A 25,776-nucleotide genomic window follows, 5' to 3' on the forward strand; every position below is an offset into this window, starting at 1 on the left:
GTTGCGACACTACGTCTGGACGGGGGCGCCCCGGAAGAGGCGCCCCTCTTACCCGCTCAGGGTGCTCCGGCTGCCGTGCGTATCGCGCGGTGGGTCAGGACCTTGGCCAGGTGCCGGCGGTAGTCGGGCTGGGCGTGCAGGTCCGCCGGGGGCGAGGCGCCCGCGGCCGCCTCCTCGCACGCCTGGCGCACCTGGTCGCCCAGCTCCACGCCCTCCAGCGCGGTCTCCGCGGCGCGGGCGCGCAGCGGCGTCGGGCCCATGTTCGTCAGCCCGATCCTGGCCTCGGCGATCGAGCCGTTGGAGCGCCTGACGGCGGCGGCCACGCCGACGATGGCCCACGCCTGCGCAGTCCTGTGGAACTTCTCGTAGTGGAAGCCCCAGCCCGCGCCCAGCTTCGGGATCTTCACCCCGACCAGGATCTCGCCGGCGTCCAGCGCCGACTCCAGGTAGTCGACGAAGAACTCGGCGGCCGGGATCTCCCGCTCGCCCCGCTCCGACCTGGCCACGAACACGCCGTCCAGCGCCAGCACCACGGCGGGCAGGTCACCCGCCGGGTCAGCGTGGGCCAGCGAGCCGCCGAACGTGCCCCGGTGCCTGATCGCCGGATCCGCCACCGTGGCGGCGGCCAGCGCCACCAGCGGGCAGTCGGCCCGCACGACGCCGGAGTGCACGACCTCGTCGTGGGTGGCCATCGCGCCGATGAAGACGTGGTCGCCGCGGTCGTGCACGCCCTTCAGCTCGGCCAGCCGGCCCACGTCGACCAGCGTCGACGGGTACGCCAGCCGCAACCGCAGCAGCGGCAGCAGCGACTGCCCGCCCGCCAGCACCTTGGCGTCCTCGTCGGAGGCGAGCGCCCGGCACGCCTCGTCCAGCGAATCCGGACGAACGTAGTCGAACTGCGCGGGAATCATCGCCGCACTCCTTCCTGCGCCCGTTCTTCCAGTGCCCGTTCGTTGAGTACCCGCCAGACGCGTTCGGGCGTGCACGGCATCTCGACGTCGTGGATGCCGTGCGGGCGCAGGGCGTCCACGATGGCGTTCACGACGGCCGGGGTCGAGGCGATGGTGCCCGCCTCGCCCACACCCTTGGCGCCCAAGGGGTTGCCGGTCGCCGGGGACTCGGTCCTGTCGAGGCTGAACGTCGGCAGGTCCGCCGCCGACGGCAGCAGGTAGTCGGCCAGCGTGGTGGTCAGCAGGTTGCCCTCGGCGTCGTAGACGGCCTCCTCGAACAGCGCCTGCGCGATGCCCTGCGCGATGCCGCCGTGCACCTGGCCCTCGACGATCAGCGGGTTGACGACCTTGCCGACGTCATCCACCGCCACGTACGAGCGGATCTTCACCATGCCCGTCTCGGTGTCCACCTCCACCGCACACAGGTGGGTGCCGTGCGGGAAGGAGTAGTTCTCCGGGTCGAACGTGGCGTCGGAGTCGAGCCTCGCCTCCACGCCCTCCGGCAGGTTATGCGCCGTGAACGCGGCGTAGGCCAGCTCCTGGATGGTCTTCTGCTGGTCCGTGCCCCGCACCTTGAACGCCCCTGCCTGGAACTCCAGGTCGTCGGGCGAGCACTCCAGCACGTGCGCGGCCAGCTTGCGGGCCTTCTCCTTGACCTTGTCGCACGCCTTGAGCACGGCCACGCCGCCGACGACCAGCGAGCGGGAGCCGTACGTGTCCATGCCCTTGTGCGCGATGGCCGTGTCGCCGTGCAGCACCGTGACGTCCTCGAACGGCACGCCGAGCGCGTCCGCCACGATCTGGCTCCACGACGTCACGTGCCCCTGCCCGTGGGGCGAGGTGCCGGTGATGACCTCGACTTTGCCGGTGGGCAGCATGCGTACCGAGCCGTGCTCCCAGCCGCCCGCGCCGTAGTTGGATTCGCCGAGCATCCTGGACGGCGCCAGGCCGCACATCTCCGTGTACGTGCTGACCCCGATGCCGAGCTGCACCGGGTCGCCCCTGTCGCGCCGGTCGGCCTGCTCCGCCCGCAGCTTGTCGTAGCCGAACAGCGCCAGCGCCTTGTCCGTGGCCGCCTCGTAGTTGCCCGAGTCGTACGTCAGGCCCGAGATCGTGGTGTACGGGAACTCGTCGTGCTTGATCCAGTTGCGCCTGCGCACCTCCACCGGGTCCAGCTTCAGCTCGGCGGCCAGCTCGTCCATCACGCGCTCGATGCCGAACGTGGCCTCGGGACGGCCCGCGCCCCGGTAGGCGTCCGTGGGCATCTTGGTGGTGAACACGCCCGTGCAGCCGAACTCGTACGCGTCCATCTTGTAGATCGCGTTGAACATCGACGCGCCGAGCAGCGGGATGCCCGGCGTCACCAGCATCAGGTACGCGCCCATGTCGGCCAGCAGGTCGACCTGCAGCCCGCGGATGCGCCCGTCGGCGTCGGCGGCCAGCCGGATGTGCTGGATCTGGTCGCGGCCGTGGTGCACGGTCAGGTTGCCCTCGGAGCGGGACTCCGTCCACTTGACCGGCTTGCCGAGCCGGCGCGCGAGCAGCAGGCAGAGCACCTCTTCCGCGGTGACCTGCAGCTTCGAGCCGAACCCGCCGCCCACGTCGGGGGCGATCACGCGGATCTTGTGCTCGGGGATGCCGGTCACCACCGCCAGCATGACCCGCAGCACGTGCGGGATCTGCGTGGACGACCAGATCGTGAACGCCTCGCCGTCGGTGTCGGCCAGCACCGCCCGCGGCTCCATCGCGCTGGGGATGAGCCGCTGCTGCCGGTACGTACGGTCGATGACGACGGGAGCGTCCCTGAACGCGGCCTCGATGTCACCGGAGTTGATCTTGACGCTGAACGCCTTGTTGCCCGCCTCGTGCACCTTCGGGCTGCCGGCCGTCAGCGCCTCGTTCATGTCGAGGACCGCGGGCAGCGGCTCGTACTCGACGTCGATCGCCTCCAGGGCGTCGGCCGCGCGGTAGCGGTCGGTCGCGATCACGCAGGCCACGGCCTCGCCGACGTACCTGACCTCGGACACCGCCATCGGCGGGTGGTCGGGGATGACGATGTCCTCGCTCACCGGCCACGCGCACGGCAGGCTGCCCTGCTCGGCGGCGAAGTCCTGCCCGCTGAACGCGGCCACGACCCCGGGCAGATCGCGCGCCCCCGACACGTCGACCCTGGTGATCCTGGCGTGCGCCATCGGGCTGCGCAGGAACGTCACGTGCAGCATGCCCGGGCGGGAGAGGTTGTCCGTCCACTGGGTGCGCCCTGTCAGCAGCCTGGTGTCCTCTTTCCGCCTCCGCGGCCGGCCCACCTCTTGCTGGATGGTCATGACGTTCTCACCGCCTGGCCCATCTCCTGCGCGCCTCGGCGTACGGCCTTGACGATGTTGCAGTAGCCGGTGCAGCGGCAGAGATTGCCTTCCAGGCCCTGCCTGATCGCCTCCTCCGACGGCTCGGGATCGTCTCTGAGCAGGTCTATCGCGGCCATGACCATGCCGGGCGTGCAGTAGCCGCACTGCAGAGCGTGCTCTTCGTGGAAGGCTTGCTGCATCGGGTGCATCGACCCGTCCACGCCCAGGCCCTCGATCGTGACGACGTCGCAGCCGTCAGCCTGCACGGCGAGCACGGAGCAGCTCTTGACGCTCTTGCCGTCGAGCATGACCGTGCAGGCGCCGCAGTTGCTGGTGTCGCAGCCGACCGGTGTGCCGGTCTTGCCCAGCCGTTCTCGTAGGAGATGGACGAGAAGGAGCCGCGGCTCCACTTCCTCCTCGTACTTGATCCCGTCGACGGTGACGGTGATTCGGGGCATACGTCCTCCCTCGGGAGCAGGGGATCAGCGGACACACCCGAACCTACGCCGGTGTTTATCCCGGTCAAGGGTTACTTACCGCGGAACACCCTGGCGATGATCGCCACCAGCCCCGCGAACGCCAATCCCAGCACCAGGACCCCGATCAGAACCAGCCAATCCGTGACCGCGCCTGTCACAATCAAGATGCCCAGAACAACGAACAGCACACCGCTGAGCAGGGCCATCCAGTCCGTCCTGTGGAGGCGGCGGGCCCGCTCGACCTCACGCGGCACGCCGCACCTCCACGTCGCCGATGCCGCCCCTCAGCTTGAGCACGATGGTGGAGACCTTGCCGTCCGGTTTGATCTCGGGCTCCAGGATCTTGTCGCAGTGCACGTCCACGCCGCTCTTGACCGAATGGTCGAGCGTGATGTCGCCGATCTTGTTGGTGGCGTGCACCTCCACCCGCGCCGTCGGCGGCACGATCACCTGCAACTCACCCAGCGTCACCGACGCCTTGAACGTCACCGTGGCCCCTGGGGCCAGCGCCAGGTCCGACAGGTCCAGCCGGCCGTCGCCGACGCCGACGTCGTACGGCGTGCTCGCCTCCGCCACGCTGGTCGGGGCCCATTCCGACTCGCCGACGTTCCGCGGCACGCTGCCGAGCATCAGGCCCAGGCCCATGATGAGCGCGACCATGGTCCCCCAGGCCACCAGGCCGGCGCCACGCCCCCACCAGGCGGCGACCAGCAGCCCGGCGCCGATCGTGATGAGCATGGCGCCGCCGACGATGGTCGGGCTCACTCCGGCGGCCGACCTGGCTTGGACCGCCACGACGATCCCTCCAATGATGATTGTCAGCAGGATGGTGATGGCGCCGATGAACGACCTCGGGCGCGGCTTCCGCTCCGTCCTGGGGATCGGGCGGCCGTACAGGACGGGGTCGTACGGCGAGTGGCCGGCCCGCTTGGCCGGGTCGAGCGGCCGGAAGGGGCCGTTCGGCGCGAAGGGCTCGCCGTACGGGGTGTAGTCGACGCGGGTCTTGGGCTCCGGCCGGTACGGCGGGACGGGATGCTGGGCGGTCACCTTGGCGTCTTCGCCGTCGGCCGGTGCTTCGGCGGCGCTCGCTTGGGTGGCGCTTGCCTGGGCGGCGCTTGCCTGGGCGGCCCTTGCCTCGGCGGCGTGCGCCTGCGCGGTGACCTCGTCCACCTCGATCGGCGGCTCCTGGGCCTGGGCCGTTTTCCGGGCACGTTCCTCAACCGGCTCCTGGACCGGCTCGGGTCCCTTGACCGGCGGCGCTTCAGCGGCAGGGGCGCTGGGCGGGACAGGGGCGCCGACGGAGGCACTGCGCCTCCTGCTCAGGCGTTCGGGCATCGAGCGGGCCAGCGCCAGCAGGTCCACTCCGCTCGAGTGGGCGGCGAGCAGGGAGACGGCCAGGAAGACACCCACCACCAGCGTGCCGGTGTCGAGCCAGACCGTCGCCAGGTTGAGCGCGAGCCCGAACGCCAGCACCGCCGTCAGCAGCGCCATCACGGCCTCGGCGTCGAAGTCGCGGCGCGTCCACTGCTCGATGATCCCCGGCTTGCCGTTCGGCTCCTTCATCAGCAGGAACGCCGCCAGGTAGAGGAACAGCCCGATGCCGGAGCCGAGCAGGAGCATGACGAAGCCCACGCGGAACACCACGGGGTCGATCCCGGTGTACCGCCCGAGACCGGCGCAGACTCCCATGAGGAAGCGCCCTTCGCTGCTACGTCGCAGCGCCCGGGGCGGGGCGTCCGGTTGTCTGGGTGGAGCTTCTGTCATGGAACCATCGTGGACCCACGCGCGGGGTGCCCGCATCCGGGACACCCCTGACCCGACCCGGGGGTTGTTCCCTGATGCCCGCAGTGCCCCCGACATGTGACTATGGCCATGTTATGGCTGACCAGAAGACTCTCGCCGAGCCGACCGGCGACGCGCCCTACCGGCGGATGATGCGCCCCATGGAGGGCCGCCTGCTCGGCGGTGTCGCCCAGGGGCTGGCGGCGCAGCTCTCGCTCGATCCCGTGGTGATCAGGCTGATGTTCGTGCTGCTCAGCGTGGTCGACGGGATCGGCATGGTGGCGTACGCGGTGCTGTGGATGGTCACGCCGCGGCAGCCGTACGAGGGGCAGCCGCCGCAGCGGGACTGGAGCCAGCTCGCGGCCTTCAGTGCGATCGGGGTGGCGCTGTTCGCGTTCGGCTGGCTCACGGGTGCCTCCAAGGGCGGGATCGGCATGTTGCCGTTCGCCGTCGGCGGTATCGGCGCGTTGATCCTCTGGCAGCAGGCCGACCCGGAACGCCGCAAGAACTGGGTCCGCGGGGCCACCACGAGCATCAGGAAGAACCGGGTCCGCACGCTGCTCGGCGTGGCCCTCGTGGTGGTCGGCGCGGCCGGCTTCCTGTACGCGCAGGGCGAGCTCGCACAGGCCAGGCCCGGTCTGCTGTTCACCGTCGTGGTCGTCGGCGGCCTGGCGGTCATCGCCGCGCCCTGGCTCGCCGGTCTGTGGAAAGAGCTGCAGCTGGAGCGGCGCGAGCGCATCAGGCAGGAGGAGCGGGCCGAGGTGGCCGCCATGGTGCACGACTCGGTGCTGCACACGCTCACGCTCATCCAGCGCGTCGCCCACGACCCGCGCGAGGTCACCAGGCTGGCCCGCTCCCAGGAGCGCGAGCTGCGCAACTGGCTCTACCAGCCCGCCCAGGACGCCGACGCCACGGTGGCGGCGGCCGTACGCAGGATCGCGGCCGAGGAGGAGGACGCGCACGGGGTGCCCATCGAGGTCGTCTGCGTCGGGGACACCGCCCTCGACCCGGCGGGCAAGCTGGCCGCCACGCTCAAGGCGGCCCGGCAGGCGATGGTCAACGCCGCCAAATACTCTGAGAGTCCGTCTATTTCCGTCTATGCGGAAGTGGAGGGTGAAGAGGTCACGATTTTCGTGAAGGATCGGGGTAAGGGCTTCGACCTCGAGGCGGTGCCGCTCGACAGGATGGGCATCAGGGAGTCCATCATCGGGAGAATGGAGCGCCACGGGGGAGTGGCCAGGGTGCGTACCTCGGTTGGCGAGGGCACGGAAGTGATGTTGACGATGAAGGTGGAGAAGGCATGACGCGCGTGTTGATCGTCGACGATCACCGGCTGTTCCGCTCCGGCGTGCGCGCGGAGCTGGGCGACTCGATCGAGGTGGTCGGCGAGGCCGAGGACGTGGAGACGGCCGTCAAGGCGATCGCCGAGCACAAGCCCGACGTGGTCCTGCTGGACGTGCACATGCCTGGGGGCGGGGGCCAGGAGGTGCTGCGCCGGGTGCTGGGCGCGGGCTCCCAGGTGCGCTTCCTCGCCCTGTCGGTCTCGGACGCCGCCGAGGACGTCATCGGCGTGATCCGGGGCGGTGCCCGGGGCTACGTGACCAAGAACATCAGCGGCAAGGAGCTCACGGACGCCATCCGGCGGGTGGCCGAGGGCGACGCGGTCTTCTCACCGCGGCTGGCGGGCTTCGTCCTGGACGCGTTCGCCTCGTCGGAGGCGCCGTCGATCGACCCGGAGCTGGACTCGCTGACGCAGCGGGAACGCGAGGTGCTGCGGCTGATCGCGCGCGGGTACGCGTACAAGGAGATCGCCAAGGAGCTCTTCATCTCGGTCAAGACCGTGGAGACCCACGTCTCGTCGGTCCTGCGCAAGCTCCAGCTCTCCAACCGCCACGAGCTCTCCCGCTGGGCCACCGCCCGCCGCCTGGTCTGACCCGCGCTTCCCCTCTGGGTGGTTGGTCACTCGTGCGAGGTTGGACCGTTACGGGATAGTTATCGCTGATCCGCCCACAAATCTCCCGTCTCAGTTGTCACACAGGAAGGAGAAAAACACATAGTCCAGGAGTACCCCCTTGAAACGCGTCCCCCGGATGCTGCCGGCCCTGGTCGCATTGGCCGCCCTGACGGCCTGTGCGGCGGAAAGCGGCCACGTCCCGCAAGCGCAGGCCCCGGTGGTGAAAGCCATCAGCGCGGCAGGCGTCACAGCGCCGGCGAAGAAGGTCAAGCTTGATATAGCTGACATAACCCCGATGGGGGAGAAGTCCGAGAAGGTAGGCGTCGGCTTCCCGATCATCGTCACGTTCGACCGCGACGTCAAAGACAAGGCGGCCGTGGAGGCGCTGCTGGAGGTGCAGGCGGACAAACCGGCCGAGGGCGCCTGGCGCTGGGTGTCGGCGCGCAAGGTCATCTACCGTACGAAGACGTACTGGAAGCCCCACCAGAACGTGCTCTTCACCGCCCGCCTGTCCCAGCTCCCCGGCAACACCGGCGCCAAGGACGTCTCCCGCCGCTTCGCCGTGGGCACGCAGAACATCTCCGTGGTCAACACCCGCAAGCACCAGATGAGGGTGTACCGCGACGGCAAACTGGCCAAGAAGATCCCGATCAGCGCAGGCAGGGGCGGGCTGATCAGGAACGGCGTGGACGTCTACCTCACCACCAGCGGCGTCCACCTCACCATGGGCAAGAAGGCCGTGGAGACCATGACCTCCTCCTGGATGGGCGTGACGGACCCGAAGGACCCGCGCTACTACAAGGAGGAGATCCCGTGGGCGGTCCGCATCTCCGACAGCGGTGAGTACGTCCACCAGAGCGCCGGCTACTACCACTTCCTCGGCCGCTCCAACCAGAGCCACGGCTGCGTACGCGCCACTCCTGCCGGGGCCAAGTGGTTCTACGGCATCGCCCAGCGCGGCGACGTCGTCAAGATCACCGGTACGAAGCGCAAGCTGCAGTGGAACAACGGCTGGAGCTACTGGCAGCTCAACTGGACCCAGTGGAAGAAGGGCAGCGCCCTGAAGAGCTGACCCCACCGGGCCCCCGTGTCAGAGAGCGTAACCGTGGCGGCCGCCTCTTAGCGATTTTGCTTAAGAGGCCGGCCCGCCTACGCCGACGTGGACCTGACCAGTGGAGGTGTCCGGAGCGCGGCGTCAGAGCTTCTCGAGCGGGGCGTACGCCAGCAGCAGCGTCTTTTCCCCGCCCCCGCCAAAGTCGATCTTCACCTTGGTCTTCTCCGCCACCCCGTCCACGGACACCACCGTGCCCAGGCCGAACGCGTCGTGCGTCACCCGGTCACCGGGAGCCAGCGAGGGCACCTTGCGCCCACCGCTCTTGGCCGGCGCGGGGCGGGCGGCGGGCTCCCGGCGGGTGGCCGCGCTCCAGGCGGACTTCTCCGGGTCCGTACGCCAGTCGATGAGCTGCCCCGGCACCTCGTTCACGAACCGCGAGGCCGGGTTGAACGACGGCGCGCCCCAGGAGCTGCGCACGGCCGCACGCGTGATGTAGAGCCGCTTCTGCGCCCGGGTGATCCCGACATATGCCAGCCGCCGCTCCTCCTCCAGCTCCTTGGGCTCCCCGAGCGACCGGATGTGCGGGAACACCCCGTCCTCCATGGCCGTCAGGAAGACGACCGGGAACTCCAGCCCCTTGGCCGTGTGCAGGGTCATCAGGGTGACGACCCCCTGTCCGCCGTCCGCCTCGGGGATCTGGTCGGCGTCGGCCACGAGCGACACCTGCTCCAGGAACTCCACCAGCGTCCCCTCCGGATTGGCCTCCTCGAACTCGGAGGCGACGGAGATGAGCTCGTTGAGGTTTTCCAGACGCGACTCGTCCTGCGGATCCTCGGAGGCCTCCAGCTCGGCGCGGTAGCCGGTGGCCACCAGCACCTCCTCGGCCAGCGCCGACGGGGGCATGCCCGCGGCCTTGGCGATGAGCTCCTCGAGCATCGCGACGAACTCGCGCACCGCGTTGAGCGAGCGCGTGGCCATCCCGTACGCCTCGTCGGACCGGCGCAGCGCGTCCCAGAACGAGATGCGCTCGCGCGACGACAGCGCCTCGATCGTCGCCTCGGCACGCTCGCCGATGCCGCGCTTGGGCACGTTGAGGATGCGCCGCAGCGACACCACGTCGGCGGGGTTGGCGAGTACGCGCAGGTAGGCCAGCAGGTCCTTGACCTCCTTGCGCTCGTAGAAGCGCACGCCCCCGACCACCTTGTACGGCAGGCCGGTGCGGATGAAGATCTCCTCGAACACCCGGGAGGCGGCGTTGGTGCGGTAGAAGACGGCGACCTCGCCCGGCTTGACGTCCTCCTCGTCGCTGAGCCGATCGACCTCCTGGGCCACGAACATGGCCTCGTCGTGCTCGTTGTCGGCGACGTAGCCGACGATCTTGGGCCCGTCGCCCTGGTCGGACCAGAGGTTCTTGGGCTTGCGCGACTCGTTGCGGGCGATGACCGCGTTGGCGGCGGCCAGGATGTTCTGGGTCGAGCGGTAGTTCTGCTCCAGCAGGATCGTCCGCGCATCCGGATAGTCGCGCTCGAACTCCAGGATGTTGCGGATCGTCGCACCGCGGAAGGCGTAGATGGACTGGTCGGCGTCGCCCACCACGCACAGCTCGGACATGTCGGCGCCGGACCGGACCAGCTCACCGTCGGTCGTGCGCAGCTCGGGATGCCCGACCAGCTCCCTGATCAGGATGTATTGGGCGTGGTTGGTGTCCTGGTATTCGTCCACCAGCACATGCCTGAACCGCATCCGGTAGTGCTCGGCCACCTCGGGGAAGAGCTGGAACAACGTCACCGTGTTCATGATGATGTCGTCGAAGTCCATCGCGCCGGCCTCGGTCAGCTTGAGCTGATAGGCCTTGTACGCCTGCGCGAGCGTCTTCTCCAGATGCGAGCCGGCCTTGTCGAGCGCGGTCTCGTAGTCGATCAGCTCGTTCTTGAAGTTGCTGACCTGGGCCGAGAACGAGCGCGGCGGGTAGCGCTTCGGATCGAGGTCCATCTCCCTGCAGACCATCGCCATGAGCCGCTGCGAGTCGGCCTGGTCGTAGATCGAGAAGCTCGACGGGAACCCCAGCCGCTTGGCCTCCCGCCGCAGGATGCGCATGCAGGCACTGTGGAAGGTCATCACCCACATCGCCCTGGACCGCGGGCCGACCAGCTTGTCGATGCGCTCCTTCATCTCACGGGCGGCCTTGTTGGTGAACGTGATCGCCAGGATCTCGCCCGGATGCACATTGCGCTCGGCCAGCAGGTACGCGATGCGATGCGTGAGCACCCGCGTCTTCCCGGATCCCGCCCCCGCCACGATGAGCAGCGGACTGCCATGATGGATCACGGCCTCGCGCTGCTGTGGGTTGAGGCCGTCGAGCAGGGGGTGGTCTACAGAGACTTGGGTGGGCACCTACCTAGGTTAAGACGCCCCACCGACAATCGTTGACCGGAATGCCATCAGAGGGGCGCGCGGTTGTCCTTCGTAGAACATCAGAAAGGGGAGCCATGCTGCCGGAAGCCGAGATCAACAGGGTCCTTGTGGTGACGGCCCACCCAGATGACGTCGATTTCGGAGCGGCGGGCAGCGTGGCGCTGTTCGTCGACAAGGGTGTCGAGGTCACATACCTGCTGGTCACGGACGGAGACGCGGGCGGCAACGAACGCACCCTGGACAACTCCGGCATGGCCGAGCTCCGCAGGACCGAGCAGCGCACCGCAGCCAAGGCGGTCGGCGTCACGGACGTGCGTTTCCTCGGCTACTCGGACGGGCAGGTGGTGCCCTCGCTGGAGCTCAGGCGCGACATCTCCCGTGTCATCCGCCAGGTCAGGCCGGACCTGGTCATCACCCACCATCCGGATCGCAACTACCAACACGTCGCCCCCAGCCACCCCGACCATCGGGCGGTGGGCGGCTCCGCCCTGGACGCCGTCTACCCGGACGCCCGCAACCCCTACGCCTTCCCCGAGCTGATCAAGGACGAGGGCCTGGAGGCGTGGACCGTACGCGAGGTGTGGCTCAACGGCGGCTCGACCCCCGACCACTGGGTGGACATCACCGAGGCCATGGACCGCAAGCTCGCGGCCTTGCAGTCACATGTGAGCCAGATCGCCCATGTGGAGGGCTTCGTCGACTTCGTCAAGACCCGCTTCGCCACCTGGGCCGAACAGGCCGGCTTCCCCGCCGGCCACTACGCGGAGGCGTTCCAGGTCGTCCCGACGGCTTGAGCTCTCTCTAGGGGATCGAGCCTGGCGGCACGACCCAGAGCGACGGCTGCCCGGTGGCTTTGGAGATGATGTCGAAGCCGCGGTCGCGGAGGTGAAGGATCTTCCATCGACGGGGGAGAACCCTCACGCCCGGCATGCCAAAGATCCACCGAGCGTTGCTTACTTTCCGTGGCCGACCGGGCAAAAGCCCTACTCTCGCTTGGCGGCGATCCGGGCGTAGAGGTAGCCGAGGGAGTTGGTGGCGAAGTGCAGCATGGCCGGGGTCAGGAGACCGCCGTGGCGGCGCAGCTCGCAGAACAGCACCCCAGCCGCCGCCGTGGACACCACGCTCCCCGCCACCACCCGTGCGGTGTCGAGGTGGGTGGGGGACTCGCCGGCCGTCAGAGCGCCGAGTGCGGGGTTGGCGCGGGCCATGTCGATGGCCGGGAGGATGTGCCACAGGCCGAACAGCGCCGAGGAGATCGCCGTGGCGGCGACCGGGCCGCGGCGCTGGCGCAGCATGGCGTGAAGGGCGCCTCTGAAGCCCACCTCCTCCAGCAGGACGGTGCCCAACGGGACCTGGAGCAGGGCCTCCTCCAGGGCGCGGGCGTGTGAGAGCGACAGGGCGCGCTCGTCGTGGAAGAGCGGCCGGGTGCGGGGGTTCGCGATGCCGACGGTGTAGACGGCCGCCACCGCCGCCGCTAAGGCGCCTCCCGCCACGGCGCCCCGGCGGCCGTGCTCGAACCCCAGCTCCTGCCACGACAGGCCGGACCGGCGAGCCATCGCGACCAGGGCGGCGGTCGCGGCGGCCGACGTCAGGGGCGCCAGGCGGGGGGCGACCTTGTTGTTCATGATGTTGGCCGCGGTGAGCACGGCGATCGAGCGGAGCAACACCCTTGCAGGCTACGTCGCGCCCCTGGCCTGCGAGGAGGGTCAGGGGCGCGACATGCACGCCGGCAGCGCGGCCCCGTCGCGGGCGGTCGCTCGGGCGGGGCGCTACGAAGCGGCGGGGCGGCGCCAGCCGGTGGGGAAGCGGGTGCGGCGGCGTTCCTCCGGGGTGAGCCCACCCCAGATGCCCTCCGACTCGCCCGCGCGTAACGCGTACGAGCGGCACTCCTCGATGACCTGGCAGCGCGCGCACACCGCCTTGGCGCGGGCCTCCTGCAAGGGGGTGGGGGCGAGCGGGAAGAAGAGGTCAGGGTCGCTGGACCTGCACGCACCCCTGCGCAGCCAGCCGATCTCCTCCAAAGGCATGGGTCAAAGGTAGAGCGTGGTCATGATCAGACACATCATCCTCTGGGTTGACCCAGGTATACATCCCCGAGTCTGATCCGTGCGCAGGCGCGTACATCCCCGGAAGTCCCGGCCGGCCTGGTCAGCAGGCGCCCACTCCGTTGCTCCAGCCGGTCGCGAACGACGCCTGGCGCTGCTCGGCCGTCCCATGCGCAGCCGGGTTCAGCCAGTCGTCCGTCGGGTCGCCGGCGGCCTCCAGACTCAGGAGCAGCTCGTCATCGTCGCCTGACTGTGCCTGGAGCGCGCCCGAGCCGACCAGGGCCGAGAGGGTGCCGCCCGCGTAGCAGTCGGCCTGGAGCTCCATTTGTACGTTCAGCTCGAAGCCGGTCTGGAGCTGCGCCTGCACGGCATGCCCGAACTCATGCGGGATGATCACATAGACCGACCCGTCACCCATTTCGTTCCAGAGCGACTCCATCCAATCCTGGTCGTAGGCGATGAAGTGGCCGACCGGGCAGTAGAAGGCGTTGTTCGAAACGGCCGGCTCGTTGCCGCACCTGGGGCCGGAGTTCCCGGAATAGGGGACAAAGTCGGCGATAGGTCGATAAGTCTGGTTGAGCTGCTGGAAGTACTGCTTCCAGAACGCCTCCGTCAGCGTACGCGCGGCCCGCACGCCGTCCTCGAACGAGTCGGCCCCCTGCGCGTCCATGGACCGCGGCCGCACCAGGCCACAGCCGCCGAGCAACAGGACCAGGCCGATGATCAGGATGCGTTTCACGAGCGTCACACGTCCCAAGTGTGCACGGGCTCATTGCTGTGCATCCGCTCGATGTACTCAAGGGTCATGGATCGCAACGCTTCATGCCGATCTCCCCCGTGCGCGCGTACGCGTTCCACCTGCCAGCTCGCCCCCGTACGGCCCGTCAGGCAGCGGCCCTCGATGATGCCGAGCAGCCGGTCGGCGACGGGGCCGTGCACGCCCCACTCGGCCAGCCCTTCGTGTGCCATCGGCAACAAGCGGCGCAAGATCAGCTCGGCCGCGGGCACCTCTCCCATCCCCGGCCAGTAGAGCCGCGCGTCCAGCCCGTGCCGGGCCGCCGCGCTGAGATTGTCCTCCGCCGCCCGGAACGACATCTGGCTCCAGATCGGCCGTTCGGCGTACGGCAGCACGCGCATCAGCCCGTAGTAGAACGCGGCGTTGGCCGCGATGTCGGACACGGAAGGCCCGGCAGGCAGCACGCGGTTCTCCACGCGCAGGTGCGGCATCCCGTCCACCACCGCGTACACCGGCCGATTCCACCGGTAGATGGTGCCGTTGTGCAGGGTCAGCTCGTGGAGGTGCGGGATGCGTCCCTGTTCGAGCTCGGTACGCGGGTCCTCGTCCTCGCAGAGCGGCAGCAGGGCGGGGTAGTAGCTGACGTTCTCCTCGAAGAGGTCGAAGACACTCGTGATCCACCGCTCCCCGAACCACACCCTGGGCCGCACGCCCTGCGCCTTCAGCTCGGCCGGCCGCGTGTCCGTGGCCTGCTCGAACAGGGCGATCCTGGTCTCGCGGTGCAGCTCCTTGCCGAACAGGTAAGGGGAGTTGGCCGCCACCGCGATCTGCGGCCCCGCGATGGCCTGGGCGGCGTTCCAGTGCGCGGCGAACGCCTCGGGGCTGACCTGCAGGTGCAGCTGCACGCTGGTGCACGCGGCCTCGGGAGCGACGCTGTCGGCATGCGTGTCCAGGCGTTCGACGCCTTCGATGGCCAGGTGCAGGTCCTCCCCGCGGGCCGCGAAGATCTGCTCGTTGAGCAGGCGGTAGCGGGGGTTCGCGGAGAGCGTGCCCTCGCCGATGTCCTGCTCGCGCAGCGTGGGCAGGATGCCGATCAGGACCAGGTGGCCGTTCTGGGAGCGGGCGCGCTCCTCGGCGTGGTTGAGCCGCGCCCTGACGTCCTCCTCCAGGCGCAACGCGCCGTCGCCGCCCAGCTCCTGGGGTTCGATGTTGATCTCGATGTTGAACTGTCCCAGCTCCGTCGCCCAGTCCGGCTGCTCGATGGCGGCCAGCACCTGGGCGTTGCGCATGGCGGCCTCGCCGTACGCGTCCACGATGTTGAGCTCGATCTCCAGCCCGGCGAGGGGCCGTTCGTCCTCGAAGCGGGATTCGCGGAGCATCTGGGCGAAGACGTCGAGACATCGACGCACTTTTTCACGATATTTCCGGCGGTCGTCCCGGCTGAAGACGACGACTGGCACGTCCCTGCCCATAACAGGAAATGTCGCACGCCAGCGCCGACAAGACCAGCCCGGACCTGCCCAATGGAAAGCCCCGCGTGGCGAAAGAACCACGCGGGGCTTCGAAACGCAAGCGATCAACGAGCCTGCATGATCTCCCGCATGAGCCGGGCGGTCTCGGAGGGGGTCTTGCCGACGCGGACGCCGACCTTCTCCAGGGCCTCCTTCTTGGCCTGCGCGGTGCCCGCAGAGCCCGACACGATCGCGCCCGCGTGCCCCATCGTCTTGCCCTCCGGCGCGGTGAAGCCCGCGACGTAGGCCACGACCGGCTTGGTGACGTGCTGCTCGATGTACGCGGCAGCCCGCTCCTCGGCGTCGCCGCCGATCTCGCCGATCATCACGATCGCGTCCGTGCCCGGGTCCTCCTGGAACGCCTGGAGCGCGTCGATGTGCGTCGTGCCGATGACGGGGTCGCCACCGATGCCGACCGCGGTCGAGAAGCCGAAGTCACGCAGCTCGTACATCAGCTGGTACGTGAGCGTGCCCGACTTCGAGACCAGGCCGATGCGGCCGGCGGTGGTGATGTCGGCCGGGATGATGCCCGCGTTGGAGGCGCCGGGGGAGGCGATGCCGGGGCAGTTGGGACCGATGATGCGGGTCTTGTTGCCCTTGGCGACGGCGTAGGCCCAGAACTCGGTCGAGTCGTGCACCGGCACGCCCTCGGTGATCACCACGCAGAGCGGGATCTCCGCGTCGATGGCCTCCTTGACCGCGTCCTTGGTGAACGCCGGCGGCACGAAGACGACCGACACGTCCGCGCCGGTCTTCTCCATGGCCTCCTTGACCGTGCCGAACACGGGCAGGCCCTCGTGCGTGATGCCCGCCTTGCGGGCGTTCACGCCGCCGACGACGCGGGCGCCGGAGGCGAGCATGCGGCGGGTGTGCTTGGTGCCCTCACCACCGGTCATGCCCTGAACGATGATCTTGCTGTTCTCAGTCAACCAGATGGCCATGGGTCACGCACCTACCGCAGCGAGCTCGGCGGCCCGCTTGGCCGCGTCGTCCATCGTGTCTACCAGCTCGACCCGCGGGAGCGCGGCGTCGGCCAGGATCTGCCGCCCGAGCTGGGCGTTGTTGCCGTCGAGGCGGACCACGAGCGGGTGGGTCACGGCCTCGCCACGGCTCTCCAGCAGCTTGAACGCCGAGACGATGCCGTTGGCGACGGCGTCGCAGGCGGTGATGCCGCCGAAGACGTTCACGAAGATCGACTTGACGCTCGGGTCGGAGAGGATGATCTCCAGGCCGGCGGCCATGACCTCGGCCGAGGCGCCACCGCCGATGTCGAGGAAGTTGGCGGGGGACGGCTTGCCGGGGAACTCCTCGCCCGCGTAGGCCACCACGTCGAGCGTGGACATGACCAGGCCCGCGCCGTTGCCGATGATGCCGACGTTGCCGTCGAGCTTGACGTAGTTGAGGTCCTTCTCCTTGGCCTTGGCCTCGAGCGGGTCCTCGGCCGCCTTGTCGGCGAGCGCCTCGTGGTCGGCCTGGCGGAAGGTGGCGTTGTCGTCGAGCGTGACCTTGCCGTCGAGGGCCTTCACCTGGCCGTCGGCCGACAGGATCATGGGGTTGACCTCGACGAGCGTGGCGTCCTCGTCGACGAAGCAGCACCAGAGCTTCTCGATGAGCTCGGCGGCGCCGTCGAGCGCCTTCTCCGGCAGGCCGCCGGCCACCGCGATCTCGCGGGCCTTGGCGCGGTCGATGCCCGTCAGCGCGGAGACCGGCACCTTGGCGACCTTCTCGGGCGAGGTGTGCGCGACCTCTTCGATGTCCATGCCGCCCGCGGCGGAGCAGATGGCGAGGAACGTACGGTTCGCGCGGTCGAGCAGGAAGGAGAAGTAGTACTCCTCCGCGATCGCGCTGGCCTCCTCCACGAGCACCTTGTGGACCGTGTGGCCCTTGATGTCCATGCCGAGGATGGCGTCGGCCTTGGTGACCGCGTCGGCGGCGTCGTCGGCCACCTTCACACCGCCGGCCTTGCCTCGGCCGCCGGTCTTGACCTGGGCCTTGACAACAACGCGGCCGGTCAGCTCCTCGGCGGCCGACCGCGCCTCCTCCACGTTGTGTGCGACGATGCCGCGTGGCACCGGGATGCCGTAGTCGGCGAAGAGCTCCTTCGCCTGATGTTCGAACAGGTCCACGAGGGTCCGTCCTCTTCCCTTGGTCGCTCACCCTCTGTCGGGTTTGCGCCCTGCTTTTCCGACTGATGTTCGACGCCCCGGGCAACCCGTGCGTGCCGGGCGTTTCCGCCAGTGAAGCCTAGCCCGAAGCTTGACCTACCCAGGTCATCGGGGCATGGTTCTCCCGCTGTGTGACGCTGATCTCACTTCTCCAGGACACCCTCTGCACGAAAAGTGCACCGTTTTGGCGGCCTGTACCTCGCATCCCGATATAGGTTCGTGATCTTCTATTGGCAGGATTCTGCTCCCTCTCCTTTTGAATCCGAAGGAAAACGTATGAAGCGAATTCTCGCGGGCCTGGCGTTAACCACGGCCGCAGCGCTCGTGACCGCGACGCCTGCCGCGCAGGCCGCGCCGGTGGATCCGGTGAAGGCGCTGAAGAAGCAGTTCGTCCCGGGGCACGGGGTGCGGATCTCCGAGAAGACCCGGCTCACCGTGAACGGCAAGAGCAGCGGGGCCACCACGCGGACGTCTGGAACGTTCGAGTTCGGCAAAACGGGCGTCGTCGCGTCCGATGTCAAGAACCACGCCACCGGCAGCGACAAGTCCCTGGCGGCCCTGTTCACGCCCCCGCGCACCATCACGGTCGGTGGCTACAGCTATCTCCAGGGCGGGGCGTTCAGCGAGGACCTGCCCGAGGGCAAGACGTGGGTGCGCTACCCCGGGCAGGCCTCCGGCGGCACCTACAACCAGGTCATCGACATCTTCGATCCCAAGGTGCTGAAGGCGATCGTCTCCCACGCCAAGAGCTTCAAGGGCGGCACGTACAAGGGGGCCTTGACCTACAAGGAACTGGCCAAGGTGTACGGGGGGAAGCTCAGCGGCCCGCTCGGCAAGATCAAGATCGAGTACGCGCTGAAGGTCAACTCCAAGGGCCTGGCCACCCAGCTGACGTCGGGCTGGACCATGGACCTCGGCGTCCTGGGCAAGACCCGCTCCGTCACCGAGACCCGGTACACCGGGTGGGGATCCAGGGTCAAGATCAAGGCTCCGGACAAGGACCTGTGGATCGACGTCGCGGACCTCAGTGAGGACAGCCAGATCCCGCAGGAGATCCCGGACAACGCCCTCAACTCGCTCGCCAACTAGCCCCGTCCGGCCTCCTCTCGCTTCGTGGGGGGCGGGAGGAGGCCTTCAGGCCGCGTTCCTCGACCCGGTTGACCAGTTCGGCGTTCGCGGCCCTGGACAGCTGGAGGTGCTCGGCCGGCTCGCTCAGGGCTCAGTATGAGCGGGTCCGGCGGCCTGCAGGTGGCCGAGCACGGCGTGCGACCTGGCGGCGGATCGTACTCCGGCGACCGATGCCGGTCTAGCCGAGCCGGGACTCCCGAATGCGCGCCCATTCGAGCGAGTGCCTGATGCCCTCCTCGATGGAGTGGCTCGCCCGCCAGTCCAGCAGGCGGTGGGCCAGGTCGCTGCGGGTGTAGGCGCCGGCCACGTCGCCGGGGCGCGGGGGCGCCTCGACGACCTCGATCGGCCGGTCGACGACGCGGTTGAACGCCTCGGCCAGCTCACGGACGGTGGTGCCCGCGCCGGTGCCCAGGTTGATCACGCCGGCCTCCAGCGTGTCGAACCGGCGCAGTGCCGCCACGTGGGCGGTGGCCAGATCCCAGACGTGGACGTAGTCGCGGATGCCCGTGCCGTCCCTGGTCGGATAGTTCGTACCGGTGATCTGGAAGGGCACGCCGTCCTCGTACGCCTCGATCATCTTGCCCAGGGCGTGGCTGGGGCGGCGCAGTTGCAGGCCAGTGCGCATCTGGGGGTCGGCGCCGATCGGGTTGAAGTAGCGCAGTGAGAGGATCTTGATCGGGTGACCGGCGGCGATGTCGGCGAACATGGCCTCGCACACCGCCTTGGTCCGGGCGTAAGGGCTCTGGGGGTCGAGCGGGGACTCCTCGTTCACGGTGTGGTCGTCGCCCGTGCGGTAGATGGACGCGGAGGAGCTGAAGATCATCCGGGTGCGGCCGTTGCGGAGCAGGTGATCGACGAACTCGAGGCTCTTGGCGACGTTCGCGCGGTAGTAGCCGATGGGGTCGGACACGGAGTCCGGCACCACGATGAGCGCGGCGCAGTGGACGACAGCCTCAATATCCGGATTTTCGGAAAATATCTTGTCAATCAGTGGACCGTCGCTGATATCCCCCTCATAGAACACCCGCCCCTGAGCGAACTCCCGCCTGCCCGTGACGAGGCTGTCCAGAATGACGGGCTCGATCCCGGCGTCGAGACACGCGGACGCGACGGTGCTCCCGATATATCCGGCCCCACCAGTAACCAATACACGCATCCCAGCTCCCTAGCGTCGGCCAGTTTTTGGAACCCATCATCTTGTACGGCGGAGCGCGGTGGGTGCCACCCGCCGCACCTGACCGGCCACCGTGACAACGTGCCCTGGGCCCCCTCGCGCGGCGACCGGACCCTGTGGGGCCGCGCCCGTACCCCTGAACCGGGAGGCTCTCGGGTTACAAAGTGGGCAAGGGGCGGCGCGTCAACCAAGCGCTGGTCGGGAAACCTTGAGAAAATCGCCTACTGTGACGGCGATTCTCGACCAGTTGCGCACTGCCCCCCGGTCGGTGCTCGGCAAGCTCCCCGGGGTCTCGGGCGACGATGACGAGACGAGGCGGCCGCTACCCGTGTCGGGGATGCTGGCCGCCGCATGCACGCTGGGCGTCGGGCTGGCCGCACTCACCACGCTCACCCTCGTCGGCTGGATCGCCGCGCCGCGCGGCACGCTGGGTTCTGGGCTGCCGGGCGTGTTCCGCACCGCGGCCCAGCTCTGGCTGGTCGCGCACCACGCCGGGTTCGCCATACCCGGCGGGCGGGTCGGGCTGCTGCCCCTGGGGCTGACGATCCTGCCCGCCGTGCTGCTCTATCGCGCCGGCCGGTGGATGGCGCGCGATGCGGACCTGCGGTTGCGACTGCCTGCCCGGCTGCCGAAGAACAGCCCGAAGGAGCAGGCCGGAGCCCGCCGGCGGGCCCAGCTTGTCCTGGTGGTGCAGGCCGGGGTGTCGCTGGCGGCCCCGTACGCGCTGCTCGCGGGGTTGATCGCGCTCGCGGCGAGCAACGAGATCACCCAGCCGTACATCGGCGAGGCGCTGCTCAGCCACTTCGCGCTGGCGTTCGTGGCGGGGGCGTTGGCGACGGCGCGGATGATCGGCCCCTGGCAGGTGATGCTGCGGCTGTTGCCCGAGCGGGTACGCGCGCTCACCGTCGGAACGGCGGTCGCCACGGCCGTGTTGCTCGTGGCCGGGCTCGCGCTGGTGCTGGTCGCCGTCGTGCTCAACTTCGGGCAGGTCAAGGAGCTGTCCGACGTGCTGGCGCCCGGGTTCGTTGGCGGTGTGCTGCTGTTGCTGCTGCAACTGCTCTACCTGCTGAACGCCGTCATCTGGGCCTCCTCCTACATCGCCGGGCCCGGGTTCGCGATCGGCGCCGACACCCTGGTCGCGCCCACTGGGGTGCAGCTCGGCACGGTGCCGAGCCTGCCGCTGCTGGGGGCGTTGCCGGAGAGCGGGCCCGTGCCGGCGTGGATGATGGCGGTGATCGCGCTGCCGTTCGCCGCGGGGGCCGTGGCCGGGGTGATGGTGGCCAGGATCTCGCCGTCGCCGTCCTATGAGGCCGCGCCGCTCTGGGGGTTCCTCAGCGGCGTCGTCACCGGGCTCGTGGCGGGAGGGCTGGCGGCGCTGTCCGGCGGGCCCATCGGCGGCGGCCGGCTGGCCGCGGTGGGGCCCTCGCCCTGGGAGGTGGCGCTGTCGGTGGCGCTCGAGGTCGGCGTGGCCGCGGGCATCTCCGCCGGGGTGACCAACCTGCTGCTGCTCAACAAGCGTGCTCGCGCGCCGCTCGACAAGGCGGCCGCTCCGGTGCGCAAGGCCGGGGCCGCCATCGCGAAGGCGGCGAGCAAGGTGGGGCTGGCGGAGTCCGACCCGCGCCCCCTGCCCGGCCACTGGATGGACGCCACCGAGGCCGACACCCAGGAGATCCCGGTCATCAGGGACGACTGGCAGGACGAGCACGCCTCGGCCGAGGCGGAGACCCTGGCCCAGGCCCGCCCGCGCCCGCCCGAGCCGACCCGCCCACCGCGCAAGGACATCGTGGACGAGTCAGACGACCGCGGCGGCCATGTGATCTACGTCGACCCGTACGCCTGGGACCGCGACTAGGCGGCACCAGCTCCAGCCGCGAGCGAGGGCGGTCCTGGCCGGCCGGGCCGCGCCCTGGCTAAGGCTGCATGGCGCCGAGCATCTCCAGCACGTCGGCGGGGAGCTTGCGCTGGGCCGCCTCCCTGAACTGCGCGAAGCATTCGCCCTGCGCGGAAACGGTCCCCGCGCCCTTCATGCACTCCTGGTAGGCCGAGTATTCGTCCATCAGGTAGAGCTGCATCCCCGTGGCCATGGCCGACAGCGCCAGCGCGATCGAGGAGACGGTGATGCCGCCCACGGCGGCGCCTGTGGACCGGCCCGAGGACTTCAGCAGCGGGTAAGCCCGGATCCCGGCCATCAGCGCGAACAACGCCATGACCAGTCCGGCGAGCGGCAACATGAACGTCATGGCCAGCGCTGCGATGGACAACCAGATCGCTCGGCGGCCCGCCGAATCAGCGGGCTGCTGGCCTGCCGGTGCCTTCACCGGTGTCGACACCTGACCTCCTCTGCGTCGCCGGGCGAGGAACAGATACTCTGACAGCCCTACCCTGTTTCCTCTTTGGAGTGCGCGTGTCAAAGGCTGGGCGGCTCGTCGTCCTCGTCTCCGGCTCTGGAACCAACCTACAGGCCCTGCTGGACGCTTCCGCCGACCCGTCGTACGGCGCTCGCGTGGTCGCGGTCGGCGCGGACAGGGATGGGATCGAGGGTCTGGCCAGGGCAGAGAGGGCCCATATCCCGACTTTTGTTGAAAAATTGGGCGACTATGCGACACGGGCGGAATGGGATGCCGCCATCGCGGCCAGGATCGCAGAGTACGAGCCTGACCTGGTGGTCTCGGCGGGCTTCATGAAAATTTTGGGTCAGCCGACCCTGAACGCCTTTCCCGTGCTGAACACCCATCCGGCGCTGCTGCCGTCGTTCCCCGGCGCGCACGGCGTGCGGGACGCGCTGGCCCACGGGGTGAAGGTGACCGGCTGCACGGTGATTCTGGCCGACGAGGGCGTCGACAGCGGGCCGATCATCGCTCAGGAGGCGGTGCCCGTGCTTCCGGATGACGACGAGACGGTCCTGCACGAACGCATCAAGACCGTCGAACGGCGCCTGCTCGTCGACATCGTCGGCCGGATGGTCCGCGAGGGCTGGACGGTCAGCGGACGTATCGTCCGCATCGGCAACGAAACAGGAGGGGAATCCACGTGACTCGCATCGCCATCCGGCGCGCGCTGATCGCTGTTTACGACAAGTCCGGGCTTGAGGAGCTGGCGAGGGCCCTCAACGGCGCAGGGGTGGAGATCGTCTCGACCGGTGGCACGGCCGCCGCGATCTCGTCGTACGGCATCCCGGTGACGAAGGTCGAGCAGCTGACCGGGTTCCCGGAGTGCCTGGACGGGCGGGTCAAGACGCTGCACCCGCGCGTGCACGCCGGGCTGCTGGCCGACGTCACCAAGCCGCACCACGTGACCCAGCTGCAGGAGCTGGAGATCGACCCGTTCCAGCTCGTCGTGGTCAACCTCTACCCGTTCCAGGAGACGGTGGCCTCCGGCGCGTCCGACGAGGAGTGCGTCGAGCAGATCGACATCGGCGGTCCCGCCATGATCAGGGGCGCCGCGAAGAACCACAACACCTGCGCCGTGGTGGTCGACCCCGCTTTCTACGGCGACGTACGCAACGCGCTGGCCGAGGGCGGCTTCACGCTGACCGAGCGCACGCGGCTCGCGGGCCTGGCCTACGCGCACACGGCCTCGTACGACGTGGCGGTGGCCAACTGGTTCGCGCGGACGTACGAGGACGGCGAGTTCCCCGGGTTCACGGGGGCCACGTACGAGCGCAAGGCCACGCTGCGCTACGGCGAGAACCCGCACCAGCGCGCCGCGCTCTACGTGGGCAGCGCGGACGGCCTGGCCAACGCCGAGCAGCTGCACGGCAAGGAGATGTCGTACAACAACTACCTCGACTCCGACGCCGCGTGGCGGGCCGCCTGGGACTTCGCCGAGCCGTGCGTGGCCATCATCAAGCACCAGAACCCATGCGGCATCGCCATCGGCGCCGACGTGGCGGAGGCGCACCGCAAGGCGCACGCGTGCGACCCCGTGTCGGCGTACGGCGGCGTGATCGCCGTCAACCGCGAGGTCACGGTCGAGCTGGCCAGGCAGATCTACGACATCTTCACCGAGGTCGTCATCGCCCCGTCCTATGAGGCGGAGGCGCTGGAGGTGCTGCGGGGCAAGAAGAGCCTGCGCCTGCTGCGCTGCCCGGAGGGGCCGTCGCGGCAGACCGAGCTCCGAGAGATCGACGGCGGGCTCCTGGCGCAGACCGTGGACAAGGTGGACGCACCCGGCGACTCGGCCGCCCAGTGGGAGCTCAAGACCGGCACGCCTGCTTCGCCCGAGCAGCTCGCCGACCTGGAGTTCGCCTGGCGCGCCTGCCGCTCGGTGAAGTCGAACGCCATCCTGCTGGCCAGCGACGGGGCGACCGTGGGCGTGGGCATGGGCCAGGTCAACCGGGTGGACTCGTGCCGCCTGGCGGTCGCCAGGGCGGGGGAGCGGGCGGCCGGGGCGGTCGCAGCCTCGGACGCGTTCTTCCCGTTCCCGGACGGAGCTCAGGTGCTGATCGACGCCGGCGTACGCTTCATCGTGGAGCCCGGCGGCTCGGTCCGGGACGAACTGGTCATCGAGGCCGCTGAGCAGGCCGGAATCACCCTTTACTTCACCGGCACCCGCCACTTCTTCCACTGACCCGCCACCCTCCCGGCAGGGCAGCCGCACCGCCCTGACCGGGGAGGCCCGCCATGGCCGATGACCGCTTGCTCGTCGCGTCATGATGCCGCACGAGATATCCCGTCTTCGACCACCGCCGGGCGGACCCCGCAGGTCCGCCTAGCGGCCGTTCTATCGGTTCACGGGAGCTGTGACGTCCCTTCTGAGGGGGCTGCGGGATCCGGTTACCCGGGCAGGAGCGAGCCGCTCCACGACGCGGCAGCGGCCTGGTAGATCGCCCCGAGTTCGCCATCGAAGTAAGGAGACAGGCTCGTGTCGTAACGCAGGTTTCCATCGGTGTCGGCGACGCTGACGGTGAGGCCGTTGAGGTAGCCTCTGCCGCTGCCCTTGTCATAGTGCAGCAACCAGGAGGAGCCGAGGGCGCCTTCACCGGTGAACGAGGAGTCGACGGCGGTGAACTGCTCGGCCTTCAAGCTGGGGACCATCGCGGTGGCCGTGTGGCCGCTGGACGATTCGATGGTCTCACCCGTGTAAGGCCGCTGGCCGTCGGGGTGCGGCCCGGCAGGGTAGCCGAAAACGTCGACTTGGGAGTTCAGCGGCTGGTTCCAGGCCACGCCCTGACCGCCGACGTTGTCGACCAGCCTGCCGAAATTGCTCAATTCACCTGAGGCTGAGGACACGACGCCGCTGTAGACGGTGGCGAAGGCGTAGTCGCGGTCGTAGTCGCGGTACGTGCGGAAGTCGTAATGGCCGAACCCCAGCTTTCCGACGTAGAGACCCTTTGGAGTCGTGCCATCGGCGTAGCCGGGAACGAAGACCCACTTGTCGAGCGTGGCGTCAACACGCTGGGTGTCGTACATGCAGTGGCCTGCGGTCGCCACGAGATTGCGGTACTGCGACTGCACGGCGCTACCCGTGCACCAGTGTGGCTGGCCGTCGGCGCCGACGAAGAACACCTTGCCCGAGGCGGTGGGCACCTTGCCGTTCGCCGAGCCAGAGCTGGTCGGAAGCACCGGCGAAACGCTGCCGGGCTTGGTGTCAGGGGAGACGCCGCCCCCGGAGATGACCTCGTCGACGGCGGTCTGCACGTTGTACGGGGTGGCGTTCTTCAGGTTGGCACCGCCGTTGCCAAGCCAGAACGCCGCGACCTCGACAGCGACCGTTTGAGAAGAGACCAGAGGGTCGCTCGTCACGCTGGAGGCACCGGCAGGCGCGGCAACGAGACCCGAGGCCAGCACGCCGACGGCCAATACCCCTAATATTCGCTTCATCTTGCCATCTCCAGATCTGCTCGAGGTGGCGATAATTCGAACAGGTGATCGCCACCGGGAGCAGACGCTACCTGGCTGACCTGTAACGATCAATGATTCCTGTCTGCAAACCTGCTGTGAACTGACGCGTTGAGGGGCAGGCGGGTCCCACCGATGCCCAGGCATCCGTGAGATGCGGTTAGCCTGATGGCTCCCCTACCGTGCCGACCCCCACGG

Annotated in this window: 23 protein-coding genes; 8 read left to right on the top strand and 15 right to left on the bottom strand. The window is 69.1% G+C overall.

The window, feature by feature from the left end:
- Positions 1-56: 56 nt before the first annotated feature.
- The 5 genes from ABN273_RS01820 to ABN273_RS01840 all read right to left on the bottom strand — a co-directional run bounded on the left by ABN273_RS01820 (position 57) and on the right by ABN273_RS01840 (position 5,538).
- On the bottom strand, positions 57-911 hold the full coding sequence (locus tag ABN273_RS01820; protein ID WP_349446810.1) for an FAD binding domain-containing protein: 855 nt from the start codon (positions 909-911) through the stop codon (positions 57-59).
- Positions 908-3,274 (bottom strand): xanthine dehydrogenase family protein molybdopterin-binding subunit, encoded by a 2,367-nt coding sequence (locus ABN273_RS01825; protein WP_349446811.1) that lies wholly within the window; start codon positions 3,272-3,274, stop codon positions 908-910. The genes ABN273_RS01820 and ABN273_RS01825 overlap by 4 nt, the downstream gene beginning before the upstream one ends.
- A complete protein-coding gene (locus tag ABN273_RS01830) occupies positions 3,271-3,753 on the bottom strand; it encodes a (2Fe-2S)-binding protein (protein WP_349446812.1) in 483 nt (160 codons plus the stop codon). Before ABN273_RS01830 ends, ABN273_RS01825 begins: the two co-directional genes overlap by 4 nt.
- Positions 3,754-3,824: 71 nt before the next feature.
- Positions 3,825-4,028 carry a hypothetical protein gene (locus ABN273_RS01835; RefSeq protein WP_349446813.1) on the bottom strand — a complete coding sequence of 68 codons (204 nt, stop codon included), beginning with the start codon at positions 4,026-4,028 and terminating at the stop codon, positions 3,825-3,827.
- Positions 4,018-5,538, bottom strand: a complete 1,521-nt coding sequence (locus tag ABN273_RS01840) for a PspC domain-containing protein (RefSeq protein ID WP_349446814.1) — start codon at positions 5,536-5,538, stop codon at positions 4,018-4,020. Before ABN273_RS01840 ends, ABN273_RS01835 begins: the two co-directional genes overlap by 11 nt.
- Positions 5,539-5,651: 113 nt before the next feature.
- Between ABN273_RS01840 and ABN273_RS01845 the strand changes: the two genes are divergently transcribed.
- The 3 genes from ABN273_RS01845 (at position 5,652) to ABN273_RS01855 (ending at position 8,582) form a co-directional block, all read left to right on the top strand.
- Positions 5,652-6,860 (top strand): ATP-binding protein, encoded by a 1,209-nt coding sequence (locus ABN273_RS01845; RefSeq protein WP_349446815.1) that lies wholly within the window; start codon positions 5,652-5,654, stop codon positions 6,858-6,860.
- Positions 6,857-7,489 (top strand): response regulator, encoded by a 633-nt coding sequence (locus ABN273_RS01850; protein ID WP_349446816.1) that lies wholly within the window; start codon positions 6,857-6,859, stop codon positions 7,487-7,489. The genes ABN273_RS01845 and ABN273_RS01850 overlap by 4 nt, the downstream gene beginning before the upstream one ends.
- A gap of 139 nt (positions 7,490-7,628) precedes the next feature.
- Positions 7,629-8,582: a L,D-transpeptidase gene (locus ABN273_RS01855; protein ID WP_349446817.1), complete on the top strand. Its 954-nt coding sequence runs from the start codon at positions 7,629-7,631 to the stop codon at positions 8,580-8,582.
- Between the two features lie 123 nt (positions 8,583-8,705).
- On the opposite strand, the gene pcrA is transcribed toward ABN273_RS01855, so the two are convergent.
- A complete protein-coding gene (pcrA, locus tag ABN273_RS01860; RefSeq protein WP_502910907.1) occupies positions 8,706-10,958 on the bottom strand; it encodes a DNA helicase PcrA in 2,253 nt (750 codons plus the stop codon).
- Between the two features lie 95 nt (positions 10,959-11,053).
- On the opposite strand from pcrA, the gene ABN273_RS01865 reads away from it, so the two are divergent.
- Entirely contained in the window at positions 11,054-11,773 is a 720-nt protein-coding gene (locus tag ABN273_RS01865; RefSeq protein WP_349446818.1) for a PIG-L deacetylase family protein, read from the top strand.
- A gap of 189 nt (positions 11,774-11,962) precedes the next feature.
- Here ABN273_RS01865 and ABN273_RS01870 read toward each other — a convergent pair whose 3' ends face one another.
- From ABN273_RS01870 to sucC, 6 genes are all read right to left on the bottom strand, one after another.
- Positions 11,963-12,646 carry a CPBP family intramembrane glutamic endopeptidase gene (locus ABN273_RS01870; protein WP_349446819.1) on the bottom strand — a complete coding sequence of 228 codons (684 nt, stop codon included), beginning with the start codon at positions 12,644-12,646 and terminating at the stop codon, positions 11,963-11,965.
- A gap of 102 nt (positions 12,647-12,748) precedes the next feature.
- On the bottom strand, positions 12,749-13,006 hold the full coding sequence (locus ABN273_RS01875; RefSeq protein WP_344997369.1) for a WhiB family transcriptional regulator: 258 nt from the start codon (positions 13,004-13,006) through the stop codon (positions 12,749-12,751).
- Between the two features lie 121 nt (positions 13,007-13,127).
- Positions 13,128-13,772, bottom strand: coding sequence for a neutral zinc metallopeptidase (locus tag ABN273_RS01880; protein WP_349446820.1), 645 nt, complete (start codon positions 13,770-13,772; stop codon positions 13,128-13,130).
- Positions 13,769-15,169, bottom strand: a complete 1,401-nt coding sequence (locus ABN273_RS01885; RefSeq protein WP_349446821.1) for a glutamate-cysteine ligase family protein — start codon at positions 15,167-15,169, stop codon at positions 13,769-13,771. The genes ABN273_RS01880 and ABN273_RS01885 overlap by 4 nt, the downstream gene beginning before the upstream one ends.
- A 167-nt stretch (positions 15,170-15,336) precedes the next feature.
- Positions 15,337-16,212 carry a succinate--CoA ligase subunit alpha gene (gene sucD, locus ABN273_RS01890; RefSeq protein ID WP_175600409.1) on the bottom strand — a complete coding sequence of 292 codons (876 nt, stop codon included), beginning with the start codon at positions 16,210-16,212 and terminating at the stop codon, positions 15,337-15,339.
- Positions 16,213-16,215: 3 nt separating this feature from the next.
- Complete coding sequence (gene sucC, locus ABN273_RS01895; protein ID WP_349446822.1) at positions 16,216-17,397, bottom strand: ADP-forming succinate--CoA ligase subunit beta; 1,182 nt, start codon at positions 17,395-17,397, stop codon at positions 16,216-16,218.
- 315 nt (positions 17,398-17,712) lie between these two features.
- On the opposite strand from sucC, the gene ABN273_RS01900 reads away from it, so the two are divergent.
- On the top strand, positions 17,713-18,525 hold the full coding sequence (locus ABN273_RS01900) for a hypothetical protein (protein WP_349446823.1): 813 nt from the start codon (positions 17,713-17,715) through the stop codon (positions 18,523-18,525).
- A 217-nt stretch (positions 18,526-18,742) separates the two neighbouring features.
- Here the strand turns inward: ABN273_RS01900 and galE are convergent, their stop codons facing one another.
- The gene (gene galE, locus ABN273_RS01905; protein ID WP_349446824.1) at positions 18,743-19,720 is read right to left on the bottom strand and encodes a UDP-glucose 4-epimerase GalE; all 978 of its coding nucleotides are present in this window, start codon (positions 19,718-19,720) and stop codon (positions 18,743-18,745) included.
- Between the two features lie 244 nt (positions 19,721-19,964).
- Between galE and ABN273_RS01910 the strand changes: the two genes are divergently transcribed.
- Positions 19,965-21,590 (top strand): cell division protein PerM, encoded by a 1,626-nt coding sequence (locus ABN273_RS01910; protein WP_349446825.1) that lies wholly within the window; start codon positions 19,965-19,967, stop codon positions 21,588-21,590.
- Between the two features lie 58 nt (positions 21,591-21,648).
- On the opposite strand, the gene ABN273_RS01915 is transcribed toward ABN273_RS01910, so the two are convergent.
- On the bottom strand, positions 21,649-22,068 hold the full coding sequence (locus ABN273_RS01915; protein ID WP_349446826.1) for a hypothetical protein: 420 nt from the start codon (positions 22,066-22,068) through the stop codon (positions 21,649-21,651).
- Between the two features lie 68 nt (positions 22,069-22,136).
- On the opposite strand from ABN273_RS01915, the gene purN reads away from it, so the two are divergent.
- Complete coding sequence (gene purN / locus ABN273_RS01920) at positions 22,137-22,772, top strand: phosphoribosylglycinamide formyltransferase (protein ID WP_349446827.1); 636 nt, start codon at positions 22,137-22,139, stop codon at positions 22,770-22,772.
- Entirely contained in the window at positions 22,769-24,307 is a 1,539-nt protein-coding gene (gene purH, locus ABN273_RS01925; protein WP_349446828.1) for a bifunctional phosphoribosylaminoimidazolecarboxamide formyltransferase/IMP cyclohydrolase, read from the top strand. Before purN ends, purH begins: the two co-directional genes overlap by 4 nt.
- Positions 24,308-24,513: 206 nt before the next feature.
- Here the strand turns inward: purH and ABN273_RS01930 are convergent, their stop codons facing one another.
- Positions 24,514-25,560: a trypsin-like serine peptidase gene (locus ABN273_RS01930; protein WP_349446829.1), complete on the bottom strand. Its 1,047-nt coding sequence runs from the start codon at positions 25,558-25,560 to the stop codon at positions 24,514-24,516.
- Between the last annotated feature and the right edge of the window lie 216 nt (positions 25,561-25,776).

Origin of the sequence: Nonomuraea sp. B19D2 (assembly GCF_040137845.1) — a bacterium.
Lineage (GTDB): Bacteria > Actinomycetota > Actinomycetes > Streptosporangiales > Streptosporangiaceae > Nonomuraea.